This window comes from Thalassotalea sediminis (assembly GCF_030295915.1).
In the GTDB taxonomy this organism is placed as follows: Bacteria; Pseudomonadota; Gammaproteobacteria; order Enterobacterales; family Alteromonadaceae; genus Thalassotalea_C; species Thalassotalea_C sediminis.
The window spans coordinates 2,468,677-2,484,732 of record NZ_AP027361.1 but is presented as its reverse complement, the minus strand read 5'-3'; the positions used below and the strand labels follow the sequence as shown (position 1 = coordinate 2,484,732).

12 protein-coding genes are annotated in these 16,056 nt (G+C 39.3%); all 12 read left to right on the top strand.

Annotated features, from left to right (window positions below):
* The first annotated feature begins 1 nt into the window (after position 1).
* The 12 genes from ispC to tilS all read left to right on the top strand — a co-directional run bounded on the left by ispC (position 2) and on the right by tilS (position 16,041).
* On the top strand, positions 2-1,222 hold the full coding sequence (gene ispC, locus QUE09_RS11385) for a 1-deoxy-D-xylulose-5-phosphate reductoisomerase (protein ID WP_286232881.1): 1,221 nt from the start codon (positions 2-4) through the stop codon (positions 1,220-1,222).
* On the top strand, positions 1,219-2,574 hold the full coding sequence (rseP, locus tag QUE09_RS11380) for a sigma E protease regulator RseP (protein WP_286232880.1): 1,356 nt from the start codon (positions 1,219-1,221) through the stop codon (positions 2,572-2,574). The genes ispC and rseP overlap by 4 nt, the downstream gene beginning before the upstream one ends.
* A 29-nt stretch (positions 2,575-2,603) precedes the next feature.
* On the top strand, positions 2,604-5,072 hold the full coding sequence (bamA, locus tag QUE09_RS11375) for an outer membrane protein assembly factor BamA (RefSeq protein WP_286232879.1): 2,469 nt from the start codon (positions 2,604-2,606) through the stop codon (positions 5,070-5,072).
* 61 nt (positions 5,073-5,133) lie between these two features.
* Positions 5,134-5,655, top strand: coding sequence for an OmpH/Skp family outer membrane protein (locus QUE09_RS11370; protein ID WP_286232878.1), 522 nt, complete (start codon positions 5,134-5,136; stop codon positions 5,653-5,655).
* Between the two features lie 292 nt (positions 5,656-5,947).
* On the top strand, positions 5,948-6,982 hold the full coding sequence (gene lpxD, locus QUE09_RS11365; RefSeq protein WP_286232877.1) for a UDP-3-O-(3-hydroxymyristoyl)glucosamine N-acyltransferase: 1,035 nt from the start codon (positions 5,948-5,950) through the stop codon (positions 6,980-6,982).
* Positions 6,983-7,024: 42 nt separating this feature from the next.
* Positions 7,025-7,477, top strand: a complete 453-nt coding sequence (fabZ, locus tag QUE09_RS11360; RefSeq protein WP_286232876.1) for a 3-hydroxyacyl-ACP dehydratase FabZ — start codon at positions 7,025-7,027, stop codon at positions 7,475-7,477.
* A 12-nt stretch (positions 7,478-7,489) separates the two neighbouring features.
* Complete coding sequence (lpxA, locus tag QUE09_RS11355) at positions 7,490-8,260, top strand: acyl-ACP--UDP-N-acetylglucosamine O-acyltransferase (protein ID WP_286232875.1); 771 nt, start codon at positions 7,490-7,492, stop codon at positions 8,258-8,260.
* A gap of 2 nt (positions 8,261-8,262) precedes the next feature.
* The gene (gene lpxB, locus QUE09_RS11350; RefSeq protein ID WP_286232874.1) at positions 8,263-9,438 is read left to right on the top strand and encodes a lipid-A-disaccharide synthase; all 1,176 of its coding nucleotides are present in this window, start codon (positions 8,263-8,265) and stop codon (positions 9,436-9,438) included.
* A 1-nt stretch (position 9,439) separates the two neighbouring features.
* The gene (rnhB, locus tag QUE09_RS11345) at positions 9,440-10,060 is read left to right on the top strand and encodes a ribonuclease HII (RefSeq protein WP_286232873.1); all 621 of its coding nucleotides are present in this window, start codon (positions 9,440-9,442) and stop codon (positions 10,058-10,060) included.
* 20 nt (positions 10,061-10,080) lie between these two features.
* The gene (gene dnaE / locus QUE09_RS11340) at positions 10,081-13,611 is read left to right on the top strand and encodes a DNA polymerase III subunit alpha (protein ID WP_286232872.1); all 3,531 of its coding nucleotides are present in this window, start codon (positions 10,081-10,083) and stop codon (positions 13,609-13,611) included.
* Positions 13,612-13,664: 53 nt separating this feature from the next.
* Positions 13,665-14,621 (top strand): acetyl-CoA carboxylase carboxyl transferase subunit alpha, encoded by a 957-nt coding sequence (accA, locus tag QUE09_RS11335; protein ID WP_286232871.1) that lies wholly within the window; start codon positions 13,665-13,667, stop codon positions 14,619-14,621.
* 40 nt (positions 14,622-14,661) lie between these two features.
* Complete coding sequence (gene tilS, locus QUE09_RS11330; protein ID WP_286232870.1) at positions 14,662-16,041, top strand: tRNA lysidine(34) synthetase TilS; 1,380 nt, start codon at positions 14,662-14,664, stop codon at positions 16,039-16,041.
* Positions 16,042-16,056 lie beyond the last annotated feature (15 nt).

Sequence of the window (16,056 nt, the reverse complement as noted above, 5' to 3'; positions counted from 1 at the left end):
TATGCGTAACATTTCCATTTTAGGTTCAACAGGTTCTATCGGTACGAATACACTGGATGTGATCGCTCGACACCTTGATAAATTTAATGTTGTTTCGCTTGCCGCAAATAGTAATGTTGAACTAATGCTTGAACAATGCCAACAGTTTTTACCTAAAAGCGTTGTACTGGTAAACCAAGAGGCTGCGCTTTTACTTAGTCAGAAGTTGACAGAACTTGGTTTAGAACATATTAAAGTGACTCATGGTGCAGATGCATTAGTAGACCTTGTAGAATGCGGCACTATAGATACTGTTATGGCTGCTATCGTTGGTGCTTCAGGTCTTGTTCCTACACTTGCCGCTGTAAAAGCAGGTAAAAGGGTATTGTTGGCCAATAAAGAAGCACTAGTAACTTCTGGGCAAATATTTATTGATGCATTAGCGGAGTCAGGAGCAGAATTATTACCGATAGATAGTGAGCATAACGCGATATTTCAATGTTTACCTATTAATGCGCAGCAACAAGTCGGAAGCTGTCAATTAGCGGAAAATGGTGTCAGTAAAGTGTTACTTACTGGTTCTGGTGGTCCATTTCGTACTCTCGATATAGCAACTTTTTCAGATGTTACGCCTGCACAAGCTTGTGCACACCCTAACTGGGATATGGGTAAAAAAATATCAGTTGATTCAGCCACCATGATGAATAAAGGCCTTGAGTTTATTGAAGCTAAATGGCTATTTAATCTCTCGCCAGATGATATTCAAGTAGTGTTACACCCGCAAAGTACGATACATTCAATGGTGCAGTACAAAGACGGAACGGTATTAGCACAAATGGGGAATCCTGATATGCGTACCCCTATAGCGCATGCGTTAGCCTTTCCTGATAGAATTGATGCAGGTGTAAAACCATTAGATTTTTTCAGTACGACTTCGTTTGAATTTGAAAAGCCTGATTTTAAACGCTATCCAAACCTCAAACTTGCGATAGACGCTTGTTCATATGGTCAAGGGGCATGCACAGCGTTAAATGCTAGCAATGAAATTGCTGTTGCTGCATTTTTAGCAGAAGAAATTAAATTTACCGATATATACAAAATAAATGAAACTTGTGTGAAAAAATTTGTCTTACATCAGGTAGAGTCAATAGAAGAGGTAATTGCATTGGATGCAGCAGTTCGAGAATATGCTATGCAAAAGGTAACAGAGCTTGTTCAAGCGTATAAGGTCGAGCATTTATGATTGATTTTATTTGGAACTTACTTTCGTTTATTATCGCGCTCGGTATCTTAATAACTGTACATGAATATGGTCATTTCTGGGTTGCGCGTAAAAACGGTGTCAAAGTTCATCGATTTGCTATTGGCTTCGGTAAACCGTTGTGGCGTACGTATGATAAGCATGGCACTGAGTTTGTAGTTGCGATGATACCACTTGGTGGTTACGTAAAAATGTTAGATGACAGGGTTGATGATGTTAACCCTGAAGATGCAGAAGCAACGTTTAATAGTAAATCTGTTTATCAACGAATCGCTATAGTGGCTGCTGGACCTGCTGCGAATTTTATTTTTGCCATCGCGGCCTTTTATTTAATGTTTTTATTGGGTGTTCCGAGTGTAAAACCTGTTGTCGGCCAAATAACAACTGACTCAATAGTTGAAAAGGCTGCTGTTGAGGTAAATAGCGAGATCGTCGAAGTCGCCGGTCGTAGAACGTTAGATTGGCAAGCGGTAAATTTAGCGTTAATTGCTCATATGGACGAACCAAGCATAACACTTAAAACGCGCTCAAATGATAATGCGTCTTTACGTGAACATAATTTAGATACCAAAAACTGGCAATATTCGCCTGAAAAAGGTTCTGCAATAGAAAGCGTTGGTTTGCGTCCCTTCATGCCGAAAACTTATGATGAGATCTCGGTTATTGTAAGCAATAGTCCAGCTGAATTAGCGGGGTTGAAAGTTGGTGATCGTGTCATTTCAGTTGAAAATGAAAAAATAAACGGTAGTTGGCAAAAATTTACGGAACTAATTAAAACCTATCCTAATCAAACCATCGAACTTGAAGTAGAGCGTGATGAAAATATATTTAAAATTAACGCCACGCCAGAAGCGCGAGATGTAAACGGTAGAGTATTTGGATATTTAGGGTTAGCACCGAAAGTTGAACCATACCCGAAAGCGTATCAAATAGAAATTTCTTATGGCTTATTTGATGCTGTAACACAAAGTATTACCAAAACTTGGCAACTGATAACGTTAAGTTTTGATATGATAGGTAAATTACTGACTGGTGATGTATCGGTAAAGAATTTAAGTGGTCCAATCGCAATAGCACAAGGTGCAGGGGATCATGCAGGTTATGGCTTTGTGTATTTTTTAGGCTTTTTAGCGCTAATTAGTATTAATTTAGGCATAATTAACATTTTACCGGTACCAGTACTTGATGGCGGACATTTAGTTTATTACTTTATAGAGCTTTTGACAGGTAAGCCGGTATCAGAAAAAGTACAAGAAATAGGTTTTAAATTTGGTACACTAGCCATATTGGGCTTGATGAGTATCGCTCTTTTTAATGATTTATCGCGGTTATAAATAACAATAAGTAGTTAAGTTTAGTTTTTATGATGATGAAAAAAATAGCCTTTGCGGTAATGTTAGCTGCCACGGGTACACACGCACAAGCGGCGGAAGAATTCCAAGTAGAAGACATTCAAGTTAAAGGATTACAACGTGTTGCACTCGGTGCCGCGTTAACCCACATACCTTTTAACGTTGGTGATACGCTAAATGAGTTTCGTATCTCTCAATCGATAAAGTCTTTATACAAATCAGGTCACTTTAACGATATCTCGGTTTATCGAGATGGTTCCCGTGTCATCTTCAAAGTAAGAGAACGTGAAACGATTAGTGAAATTACCTTTGAAGGTAATAGTGATCTTAAAGAAGAGCAGCTAATTGAAAGTCTTGAAGGACAAGATATTCGTGTTGGCGAAACACTGGATCGCACGGTAATTACAAATTTAGAGGCTGGTTTAGAAGATTTTTATCACGGTGTTGGTAAATACAACGCTGATGTTAAAGCTGAAATTACCCACTTGCCTCGAAATCGCGTAAATTTGAAATTTGTTTTCAAAGAAGGTGATGCCGCTGCTATACAACGTATAAATGTTGTTGGTAATGAAGTGTTCTCTGATCAAGAATTGCTTGAAAAAATCGAATTGACCTACGATTCTCCTTGGTGGGATTTCATGGCGCAAGATCGTTATCAAAAGCAAAAACTTCAAGGGGATATGGAAACGATTGAAAGTTACTACTTAGATCGTGGTTACTTGCAATATCGAGTCGATTCGACACAAGTGTCAATGACACCTGATAAACAAGCAATTTATATTACGCTTAATGTTAATGAAGGTGAACAATTTACTGTAAGTGAAGTTGATTTTGTTGGTGATATGGCTGGATTTGAAAAGACAATCAGAGCCATCAATCCATTGCGAGCAGATAAGCTTTATAATGGTGCTGAAGTTACCTATACCGAAGAAACCATTAGTAAGTTTTTAGGTCGCTTTGGTTATGCATATCCTAAAGTAACGACAATTCCTGAAATTAATGAAGAAGATAAAACGGTAAAATTAACCATCTCTGTCGACCCTGGTAAACGTATTTATGTAAACAGGATCAATTTTAAAGGTAATCATGTTACAGCTGATCGCGTACTTCGTCGTGAAATGCGACAAATGGAAGGCGCTTGGTTGTCAAATGCGTTAGTCGAGAATTCAAAAGCGTGGTTAATGCGTCTTCCATACATGGAAGAAGTGGAATTTGAAACGGTTCAACTGCCAGAAGAAGACGATTTAGTTGATATAGAGTTTAGTGTTAAAGAACAACCTTCTGGTTCTTTTACGGCGGGTATTGGTTATGGTTCAGCAACCAAATTAAGTTTAAATGCTGGTATTCAGCAAAATAACTTCCTAGGCACTGGTAATCGCTTAGCGTTTAACATTAACACGGTAAGCTATTCTCGTGCTGTAAGTATTTCTTACACTGACCCTTACTTTACTACAGATGCTATTTCACTCGGTGGAACTGTATTTTATAACGAGTTTGATGCGGGTAGCGCTAACTTAGTTGAATACAATAATAAAACGTATGGTGTTGGTGTTAACTTTGGTTTCCCAATTAATGAGTATGTGCGATTAAACTTTGGTTTAGGGTACAAACATAACGGCATTACACGTTTACAAACTTACGAACAAATTCAACGCTTTTATGAATTATATTCAGATCCAAGTGATCCAGATGCTGGTTTAGAGTTTGATAACTTTGACATTACAGCTGCTATATCACGTTCGACGTTAAACCGTGGTACGTTCCCTACAGCGGGTTCTCAACAAACGTTATCTTATAAGATGACAACACCAAACTCTGATACAAATTATTTCAAAATTAACTTGGATACGAAGTGGTATTTCCCTATTGCTAGAGGATGGAGCTTTAAAACAAGCTTGAATCTAGGTTATGGTAATGGTTACGATAAGATAAATGGTAGTGATCAGATGCTACCTTTCTGGGAAAACTTTAGAGCGGGTGGTGGTTCAGATACCTTGCGTGGTTTTGAGACCAATATTGTTGGTCCACGAGCTATCTTTAGATATCCTACATCAATACCTGGTACGCCTGATCCTGTTGGCGGTGGCGGATGTTGTTTAGGGCCAGATCATGATGTTATTGATGTTTCACGCCGTTCAGTTGGTGGTAACGCCATCGCTTTAGCGGGTATTGAACTGATTGTTCCAACTCCGTTCTTAGATGAAGGGTTCTCAAATAGTGTCAGAACAAGTTTCTTTATTGATGCTGGTAATGTGTGGAATACAGAGTTTGATATGAAAGATTATCTAGACTTAGCACCACGAGAACTGGTAAAAGTAGATGATTATTCTGACGTAGGGCGCTTTAGAGCATCTGGTGGTTTATCAATACAATGGTTATCACCAATGGGGCCGATGATATTTAGTTTTGCTAAAACAATTAAAGAAGAAGAAGGTGATGATACTAAATTCTTTAACTTTAATATTGGGCAAACCTTTTAAACGAAAATTTAAACCTTATATAAAAATAAATAGCAGCAAATTTACGAGCTAGGAGAATACATTGAAAAAGTTATTTAAATCGGTTGCAGTAGCAACTCTTGCTTCAAGTGCATTATTATCAGGCGCTGCAAGTGCCGCAGATCAAAAGATTGCTGTGGTAAATTTTCAACAAGTTATGCAACAAATTCCTCAAACAGATGCATTGAGACAAAAGCTAGAAGCCGAATTTAAAGATTCACGAGCAGAACTTGAACAACTTAAGAAAGATTTTGAATATTATCAAAATAAAAAAGAACGTGATTCAGAGTTAATGTCAGACAAACAAAAAACTGACTTAGACAAACAAATTGCTGACACGTACCGTGCATATCAAGAAAAAGGCCAAAAATTACAGCAAGCTGCTGGTGCTATGCAAAACCAAGAGTCTAATAAGATTCTAGCGTTAATTGGCCAAACAGTTGAATCAATTGCTGCAAAAGAAAAATTTGATTTAGTGATCCGAAGAGAAGCGTTAGTATTCGTTACACCTGATGCTGATATCTCGCAAAAAGTCATTGAGCAAGTCAGCAAATTAGAAAATTAAGTTCAATCTGTATTGAACGTAATTCGATAAAAAGCTCTGTTTGTAACAGGGCTTTTTTTATTTTAATACGCGAATCTTTTTATGTGTTAATAAATGAAAAGGAAGCCAATATTAAGTTAATTGCAGGACTACCCTGTAAGAATACCAAGTAATCGCTAGTTATTGTGGTAAATCCGCCCGCCATCAAAGAAAAATACCCTATATAGTCATTTTAGTTATCCACAATTGTCGTGAAATAGCCTACAATTGAACATATTGCCTAGGCTCTTGAAAATAAGAAAGATTGTTGTTTATGAGTTATACACTTAAAGAGATTGCACAAAAAATTGGTGCTACCGTTCAAGGTGATGCAAGTTGTCTAATTACCAAACTTGCAACATTGTCTGATGCACAGACAGGGGATATCGCCTTTCTATCAAATAAGAAGTATCAACAGCAACTTGAAGGAACTAAAGCGTCTGCAGTGATATTGTCTGCTGATTGTGCTAAAGATTGCCCGACTAATGCATTAGTGATGAACAACCCATACTATGGTTATGCTTTAGTCGCACAATTACTAGACACTACACCGGCACCAGCGACAGGTATTCATGACAGAGCTGTGGTTGAAGAAGGCGCTATAATTGGGCAAAACGTATCGATCGGTGCGAACGCCGTTATCGAAACTGGTGCTATGTTAGAAGATAACGTTTGCATTGGTGCAGGCTGTTTTATCGGTAAAAATAGCAAAATAGGCGAAAATACAACGCTATGGGCCAACGTATCCGTCTATCACCACGTGATAATTGGCAAAAATTGTTTAGTTCAAGCAAATACTGTTATTGGTTCTGATGGTTTTGGTTATGCGAATGAACAAGGTAAGTGGATTAAAATTCCACAAATTGGCTCCGTAGTTATCGGCGATGATGTAGAAATTGGTGCGAGTACAACGATTGATCGAGGTGCGCTAGGTGACACGGTAATACATGACGGCGTCATATTAGATAATCAAATTCAAATTGCACATAATGTCACAATAGGCCAAGGCACTGCCATGGCTGCTTGTAGCGTAATTGCCGGCAGTACAACTATCGGTAAATACTGCACAATTGCAGGGTTAGTCGGTATAAATGGTCATATAGAAATTGCAGATGGCTGTGTGTTTACAGGGATGACTATGGTGACTAAAAATATTGATAAAGGAGGGGTTTACTCTTCGGGATCTCCTTGTCAACCAAATAAAGAATGGCATAAAACGAATGCCAGAATTAGAAAGCTTGATGCTACTAATGCTAAAATAAAAGGAATTGAACAGCAATTAAACGCATTAAGTACTAACGCAAAGTAGGTAGATTCACTGCCTAAAAAATAAGTAGAAAAGGAAATAAAATTGGACTCTCAAAAAAACACCATTGATGTGGAAGAAATTCGTCAGTTGATTCCGCATCGTTATCCAATGTTATTAGTTGATCGCGTATTAGATTTTGAACCTGGAAAAACGTTACATGCGATTAAAAATGTTACGATAAATGAGCCTGTTTTTACGGGGCATTTTCCTGATTTAGCAATATTTCCTGGCGTAATGATCCTTGAAGCCTTAGCCCAAGCAACAGGCTTACTTGGCTTTAAAAGTACTGAAGCGAGAGAAGAAGATGAAATGTATCTTTTTGCCTCAATTGACAACGCTAAGTTTAAACACCCGGTAACCCCAGGTGATACGATGCACCTTCATGTTGAGTTTGTTAAAGAACGTCGAGGTATGTGGAAGTTTTATGGCGAAGCCCGTGTAGATGGGAAAGTTGTATGTTCTGCTGATTTGATGTGTGCACGCCGTAAAATGTAATAGGAGTTAATCTTGATCCACCCGCAAGCCATAATTGAAGAAGGCGCAGTCATTGGTCGTAATGTGACCATAGGCCCATGGACTTATGTTAGTAAAAACGTGGTTATCGGCGATGACTGTCACATTGGGCCGAATGTTGTTATAAATGGTCCGACAGAGCTAGGTAAGGGAAACCGTGTGTTTCAATTTGCCTCGATTGGCGAGGATTGCCAAGATTTAAAATATGATGGTGAACCAACAAAACTTATTGTCGGTGATAATAACGTTTTTCGGGAATCTTGTACGGTACATCGAGGCACTATTCAAGATAAAGGTATCACAGAGATTGGTAGTAACAACTTATTTATGGCGTATACCCATGTAGCCCATGATTGTGTAGTAGGAAATAACTGCATATTAGCAAACAATGCTTCTATTGCAGGCCACGTGCATGTGGGGGATTATGCAATACTTGGCGGCCAATCAGGCGTACATCAGTTTTGTCATATTGGTGCCCATAGTTTTATTGCTGCAACATCTTTAATTTTGAAAGATGTTCCCCCTTATATTATGGCGTCTGGTAATGCTGCTAAGCCTTATGGGCTAAATAGCGAAGGATTAAAGCGCAGAGGTTTTTCTCCTGAAGCAATAAAGGCAATAAAAAAGGCCTATCGTAAAGTTTATCGCGCAGGATTAACAGTCGATGAAGCGCTAAGTGTCATAGCTGAAGAAATTCCTACGCAAGCAGAAGTAACACTATTTACAGATTTTATTAAAGCCTCAAAGCGCGGCATTATTCGTTAGTCATGGTATTAGCTCAAAGTAAGGTGGACGTTGATACTAATCCGACTCCTGTATTTGGTATTGTTGTTGGTGAACATTCAGGTGATACGTTAGGTGCAGGGTTAATGACTGCACTTAAGCGACATTATCCCGACGCTAAGTTTGTTGGTATCGGTGGGCCAAAAATGCAAGGTCTTGGTTTCGAAAGCTTGTTTGACATGGAAGAACTTTCGGTCATGGGCATCTTTGAGGTACTTGGCCGTTTAAAACGTTTATTTAAAGTTCGTGATGAATTAGTGCATTATTTTACCAAGCATAGACCAGATGTTTTTATTGGTATTGATGCGCCTGATTTTAATTTGCGATTAGAATTACCGTTAAAGCAAGCAGGTATTAAAACTGTGCATTACGTTAGTCCAAGTGTTTGGGCTTGGCGGCATAAACGTATTTTTAAAATTGCTGAAGCAACAGACATGGTTTTAAGCCTGTTGCCTTTTGAAAAAGCATTTTACGATAAATACAACGTGCCATGCACTTTTGTTGGTCACCCTCTTGCAGATGATATCCCGTTGTTATCTGATAAACAGCAGGCACGAGATGAACTTGCTTTACCCGATGCAAAAATACTCGCGATAATGCCTGGAAGTCGTGGTGGAGAGCTAGCCCGTTTAACACCAATATTTTTAGAAACTGCCAAGTTGTTGCATCAGCAAGATGCAAAGCTTATTTTTGTTGCTCCTATGATCAGCGAAAAGCGAGCAAAGCAGTTTTCTGATATTTGTAAAAAAGTAGCGCCCTTACTACCAATAAAGGTTATTGTCGGTGATACACAGACAGTGATGGCCGCTAGCGATTGTTTATTAACAGCCTCTGGTACAGTGACATTAGAAGCTGCGTTAATAAAGCGTCCTATGGTAATATGTTACAAGTTTAATGCCTTTACTTATCATATGTTCAAAGGCTTTGTTAATTTAAAATGGTTTTCGTTACCTAATTTATTGGCCAATAAATCATTACTGCCTGAGCTATTACAAAGCCAAGTGTCGGTAGCTAACTTATTACCGCTTTTAAAAGAACGGTTGTATGAATCACAAGAAGATCTAACACAGGCCTATACTGACATTCATCAAAGTTTGCGATGCGACGCGAGTAAGCAGGCTGCCCAAGCTGTTGTAGACTTACGCGAAAGCGAAAAATAATATGAGTAAAATTGAATTACCGCCATTTACTTATCCCGTTGCTTATCGAATCGCGGGTGTAGACGAAGTTGGCCGAGGCCCGCTTGTTGGTGACGTTGTTACGGCTGCAGTGATACTTGATCCAGAAAACCCCATCGAAGGTTTAACTGATTCAAAGAAACTATCTGAAAAAAAGCGCAATCGTCTATCTGATGAAATTAAAGAAAAAGCAACTGCGTGGTATATCGGTAGAGCGACACCTGAAGAAATTGACACGTTAAATATTTTGCATGCGACTATGCTTGCAATGCAGCGTGCAGTACAAGGGCTATCAGTAGAGCCAGATTATGTGCTTGTTGATGGCAATCGTTGTCCTACATTTTTGGGTGAAGCAGGAAAAATTTCTACGCAATCTGTTGTTAAAGGTGATTTACGAGTTGCGGAAATAAGTGCGGCCTCTATTATCGCCAAAGTCGCTCGTGATCAAGAAATGATCGAATTAGATGCTCAGTACCCTGATTATGGATTTGCGAAACATAAAGGTTACCCAACTAAAGTGCACCTCGAAAAAATTGTCGAACTCGGTGTACTAGACTGTTATCGTAAAAGCTTCAAACCTGTAGCTGCGTTACTCAATAAATAAGATAATAATAAAAACCACTTATGTCAGAAGCTCAAGAATTGCAATCCACATTTTCTCCACCTAAGTTCATTCATTTGCGTGTGCATAGCGACTTTTCAATGTCAGATGGTTTGAATAAAGTTAAGCCTATCATTGCGAAGGCGGAAGAAATGAATATGCCCGCAATTGCATTGACTGATCAAACAAATTTATGTGGACTGGTGAAGTACTATCATGCATGTCATGGTGCAGGTATCAAACCCATTATTGGCTGCGACTTTTGGGTAAAATGCGAAGAACTCGGTGACGAATTATCGCGATTAGTTGTGATATCGACGAATAATGTTGGCTACAAAAATTTGACTGAGTTAATTTCTAAAGCCTATTTACGTGGACACATCAAAGGTAAGGCGGTACTTGATCGCGCATGGTTAGCAGATTATTCAGAAGGGTTGGTTTTATTGTCTGGTGCAAAAGACGGTGATGTAGGTAAAGCCTTGTTAAAAGGTAACCAAGACATGGTCAATTCCCTCATAGCCTTTTACCAACAATATTTCCCAAACAATTATTACCTTGAACTTATAAGGACTGGGCGAGACGACGAAGAAACGTATCTACATCTTGCCGTTGAACTTGCAGAGCAGCACAATTTACCGGTTGTAGCCACTAATGAAGTCGTCTTTTTAACTGAAGATTTATTTGATGCGCACGAAATACGTGTAGCAATTCATGATGGTTTTACCCTAGATGACAAAAGGCGGCCTAGAAATTATAGTCCACAGCAGTATTTGCGCAGCGAAGAAGAAATGTGTGAGCTGTTTTCTGACATTCCCGAAGCATTGGAAAATTCTGTTGAAATTGCAAAACGATGTAATGTTACTGTTCGTTTAGGAGAGTATTTCCTCCCTGATTTTCCAACAGAAGGTATGAAGATCGAAGATTTTCTTATCAAAGTATCAGAAGAGGGGCTTCAAGAGCGACTTGAATTTTTATTTGATAAAGATGCCCCTGATTTTGCAGAGAAAAGAAAACCATATGATGAACGTTTGAAAATTGAATTAGACGTTATTAATAATATGGGGTTTCCAGGTTACTTCTTGATCGTGATGGAATTTATTCAATGGAGTAAAGATAACGACATTCCTGTTGGACCTGGTCGAGGTTCAGGTGCAGGCTCTCTCGTTGCTTATGCGTTAAAGATTACGGATCTTGATCCATTAGAATTTGATTTGCTATTCGAACGATTCTTAAACCCAGAGCGGGTATCAATGCCTGATTTTGATGTTGATTTTTGCATGGATCGTCGCGATGAGGTTATAGATCATACAGCTGAATTATACGGACGTGATGCAGTATCACAAATTATAACCTTCGGCACCATGGCGGCGAAAGCCGTAATTCGAGATGTAGGCCGTGTACTTGGTCATCCTTACGGTTTTGTCGATCGTATTTCTAAGTTAGTACCGGGCGATCCGGGCATGACCTTGGCAAAGGCGTTTGAAGCTGAGCCAAAACTTCCAGAAGTATACGCACAAGATAGTGACGTTAAAGACCTTATTGATATGTGTCGCATATTAGAAGGTACGACACGAAATGCTGGGAAACATGCTGGTGGTGTCGTGATTTCACCGACAACAATTACAGACTTTGCACCATTATACTGTGATGATGAAGGAAAAAACCCGGTTACCCAATTTGATAAGAACGATGTAGAAGATGCAGGTCTTGTTAAGTTTGATTTCTTAGGACTAAGAACACTGACCATTTTACAATGGGCTATTGAAATGGCAAACGCAAAGCTTGCCAAACAAGATAAAGAGCTTATTGATATTGCTGCTATTCCGCTAGATGATCGCGCATCATTTAAAGTGTTACTTGCTGCTAAGACAACTGCTGTATTCCAATTAGAATCTTCAGGGATGAAAGCGTTAATTGAAAAATTAAAACCAGATTGCTTTGAAGATATCATTGCACTAGTTGCTTTGTTTAGACCTGGGCCGCTTGATTCTGGCATGGTTGATAACTTTATCGAGCGTAAACATGGTCGTGAAGAAGTCTCTTATCCTGATGTTAAATGGCAACATGAGTCGCTAAAACCAATTCTAGAACCGACATACGGCATCATTCTTTATCAAGAGCAAGTTATGCAGATCGCCCAAGTGTTGGCTGGCTATACACTTGGTGGCGCCGATATGCTTCGTCGTGCCATGGGTAAGAAGAAGCCAGAAGAAATGGCGAAGCAACGTGCAATTTTTGAAGAAGGTGCAATAAGCCAAGGTGTTGATGGCGAGCTTGCCATGAAGATCTTTGACTTGGTAGAAAAATTTGCTGGTTATGGTTTTAACAAATCTCATTCAGCTGCTTATGCCTTGGTTTCGTATCAAACGCTGTGGATGAAGGCTCATTTTCCAGAACCATTTATGGCGGCAGTAATGTCTGCCGATATGGATAATACAGATAAGATTGTTACACTTGTTGATGAATGCAGTAATATGGGGCTTACCTTATTACCGCCAGATGTAAATTCAGGACAGTACAAGTTCACTGTAAATGACGATAATGAGATAGTTTATGGCATTGGTGCAGTCAAAGGTGTTGGTGAAGGGCCTATAGAGGCGATAATTGCCGCACGCTCTGCTGGTGGACCTTTTGTCGATTTATTTGATTTTTGTGCCCGGGTTGATTTAAAGAAAACAAATAAACGTGTTTTAGAACGACTGATTAAATCTGGTGCAATGGACAACTTAGGCCCTAAAACGGATAAAGGGCCACATAGAGCTGCGCTTTTTGAAACATTGCCTGAAGCCATTAAGGCTGCAGAACAACACGCAAAAGCACAGGCGCTAGGGCAAGAGGACTTATTCGGACTCATTAATGAAGAGCCTGATGATACACGCCAAGCCTTTAAAGATGTATCTATGTGGCCAGAGGAAGTTTGGCTTGATGGCGAAAAGGAAACATTAGGTTTATACCTTACTGGGCATCCAATTAATCGTTACCTGAAAGAAATTAAGCGTTATTCTTCTGGAAGACTCATTGCTATGCAGCCAACAGGCAGAGACAAAACGGCAACCGCTGTTGGTTTAGTGTTAGGTGTCAGAGTCATGGTAAATAAACGTGGTCGACGTTGGGCATTAGTTACGTTAGATGATAAGAGTGCACGCATGGATGTGAGGCTTTTTCCTGACGATTATGATACCTTTGCTGAGTTGTTAGTACCTGATGCAATTTTGGTCTGCAGTGGACAGGTCAGCTTTGATGATTACTCTGGTGGTATTACAATGACTGCCCGCGATATAATGACCATTGCTGACGCGCGTGAAAATTACTTGTCATCTATTGATATAAGTATTGATCGTACGGAGATTGCCGGTAATTTTATTGAACAATTTAGTCAGGTATTGTCTGAGTATAAAGACGGTACATGTCCAATTCGTGTGTTTTATCAAAGAGATGAAGCAAAAGGTATGCTAGAATTGGGCGTACAATGGCGAGTAACACCAGATGATGCATTATTGCATCAGCTAAGAGAATTAGTCGGTGAAGAGAGTCTCGCATTACAGTTTAAATAATTAGCGTGTATAAAACACGGTAACATTTGTTAACGCATAGGTAATAAAAACATATGTCATTAAACTTTTTAGACTTTGAGCAGCCGATAGCTGAACTTGAAGCCAAAATTGAAGAATTACGATTGGTAAGCAAAGGTCAAGAGCTAGATTTAGATCTTGAAGAGCAAATTAATCAATTAAAAGAAAAAAACAAAGAACAAACGAGGAAGATTTTTGCCAACTTAGATCCATGGCAAACAGCGCGCGTTGCGCGTCACCCTCAACGTCCTTATACCTATGATTATTTATCACGTATTTTTACCGATTTTGATGAGTTAGCGGGTGATAGAGCATATGCTGACGATAAAGCTATTGTTGGTGGTACAGCACGACTAGACGGCAAACCCGTGATGGTCATTGGTCACCAAAAAGGTCGCTCGACGAATGAGAAAGTAAAACGTAATTTCGGTATGCCAAGACCTGAAGGTTACCGTAAAGCGCTGCGTTTAATGGAAATGGCAGAGCGCTTTAAGATGCCAATTATTACCTTTATTGACACACCAGGCGCTTATCCGGGTATTGGAGCTGAAGAGCGTGGGCAAAGTGAAGCGATCGCTAAAAACTTACAAGTAATGGCGCGTTTAAATGTCCCTGTTATTTGTACAGTAATTGGAGAAGGTGGTTCTGGTGGTGCGTTAGCGATTGGTGTTGGTGATCGTGTTAATATGCTGGAATATTCTACTTATTCTGTAATTTCTCCGGAAGGTTGCGCATCAATTTTGTGGAAAACCGCAGAAAAAGCGTCTACAGCAGCTGAAGCGATGGGTATCACTGCTAGACGTATTAAAGAGCTTGGTTTAATTGATAATGTTATTGACGAACCTATGGGTGGAGCGCATCGCGATATGGATGAAATGGCTGCTGTTCTCAAACAGTCGCTCAAATCTGGTTTATCGGAACTTGAAGGTCTATCAGCAGAAGAGTTGATTGAACAACGTTATCAACGTCTGATGTCTTACGGCTACTGTTAATCAATAGGGGCCTGATGAATTATTATCAGGCCTTTTTTCAATGAACAATCTCTTCGCACATTTCCAACAGCAACTGTTACCTTTTATGGAAAGGCCAATCTGTCTTGCTTATAGTGGTGGTGTCGATTCTCAAGTATTATTACACCTTTTTTCTCGGTTAATGTCAGTTTCTCCCCATGTTAATGTATTTGCATGTCATGTAAATCATGGCTTGAGTCAATATGCAGATCATTGGCAAACCTTTACACAAGAGCAGTGTCATAAATTTAATATTCAATATCAGACACAATCGGTACATTTAGTTAAGCAGCCGCGACAAAGTGTTGAGGCACTTGCAAGAGATGCTCGATATCATGTGCTAGACCAAATAACACCTGAAAATGCAGTAATCGTAACGGGGCATCATATCAATGATCAGATGGAAACCTTCTTACTTGCGTTAAAAAGAGGATCGGGTATACAAGGGTTAGCTGCAATGAAGGCAGATTCATCGTTCGGGACAGGTAAAAAACGGTTAGTGCGTCCTTTGTTGATGATCTCTCGTCAAGAGATCGAACAATATGCGCTAGCACATGATCTTGAATGGATTGAAGATGAATCAAATCGAGATCATGTTTACGATCGAAATTTTATTAGACATCAAATTTCACCTGTATTCACACAACGATGGCCAGGTATTGCAAAAAATATTGCTCGTACTGCGGCACATTGTCAGGAAGCGCAGAGTTTAATTGATGAAATTGCTGCTCAAGATTTACACCTTTGTACAACTGAAAGTACAGACGATTCGCCATGTTTACGTGTATCAGCGTTGTTATCATTATCTATTGTTCGGCGTAAGCACGTTATTCGGTATTTTTTGCAACAGCACCAAGTTAATATGCCAACAGAGCAGCAGCTTTTTCAGTTATTATCGGGGTTAAGTGCTGATAGTGAAAGTAAGTTGCAAGTCAAAGTAGGTAATAAGTGGTTGCGTCATTATCAAGGGGTTTTGCATCTAACAGATAGGCTTGATGATGTGACTGATTGGCATTATCGCTTTGCTGTTACAGCGTTAAGGCATGCTCCTATATGTATTGAACTACCAGATAACTTAGGTCAATTGCAACTTACATTAATAAATGAACCGTCAACTTGTGAGCAAATATTCTCAGTATCTTCACAAGCTGAACAAATAATAATAAATTTTACGCCACCCGCGGAAAAGGTATTGCCAGATTATCGTCATAAACATAGAGCACTAAAAAAAATATGGCAGGAATTGCAGGTAGCTCCATGGTTGCGTAAACGTATTCCTTTCATTTATGTTGATAACGAGTTTGCTGTCGCGACTAAGCATTTTATTTGCCAACCTTTTTTGAGAGACAAAGGGCAATTAAATATCAAAGTTGACTGGCTTGCACAAAGAGAGTCGGGTTAGAATAAAGCGTTGTCC

What these genes read in the sequence shown, in the direction of transcription:
- ispC (WP_286232881.1), top strand. Translation starts at nt 2, where the DNA reads ATGCGTAACATTTCCATTTTAGGTTCAACAGGTTCTATCGGTACGAAT.
- rseP (WP_286232880.1), top strand. Translation starts at nt 1,219, where the DNA reads ATGATTGATTTTATTTGGAACTTACTTTCGTTTATTATCGCGCTCGGT.
- bamA (WP_286232879.1), top strand. Translation starts at nt 2,604, where the DNA reads ATGATGATGAAAAAAATAGCCTTTGCGGTAATGTTAGCTGCCACGGGT.
- lpxD (WP_286232877.1), top strand. Translation starts at nt 5,948, where the DNA reads ATGAGTTATACACTTAAAGAGATTGCACAAAAAATTGGTGCTACCGTT.
- lpxB (WP_286232874.1), top strand. Translation starts at nt 8,263, where the DNA reads ATGGTATTAGCTCAAAGTAAGGTGGACGTTGATACTAATCCGACTCCT.
- rnhB (WP_286232873.1), top strand. Translation starts at nt 9,440, where the DNA reads ATGAGTAAAATTGAATTACCGCCATTTACTTATCCCGTTGCTTATCGA.
- dnaE (WP_286232872.1), top strand. Translation starts at nt 10,081, where the DNA reads ATGTCAGAAGCTCAAGAATTGCAATCCACATTTTCTCCACCTAAGTTC.
- accA (WP_286232871.1), top strand. Translation starts at nt 13,665, where the DNA reads ATGTCATTAAACTTTTTAGACTTTGAGCAGCCGATAGCTGAACTTGAA.
- tilS (WP_286232870.1), top strand. Translation starts at nt 14,662, where the DNA reads ATGAACAATCTCTTCGCACATTTCCAACAGCAACTGTTACCTTTTATG.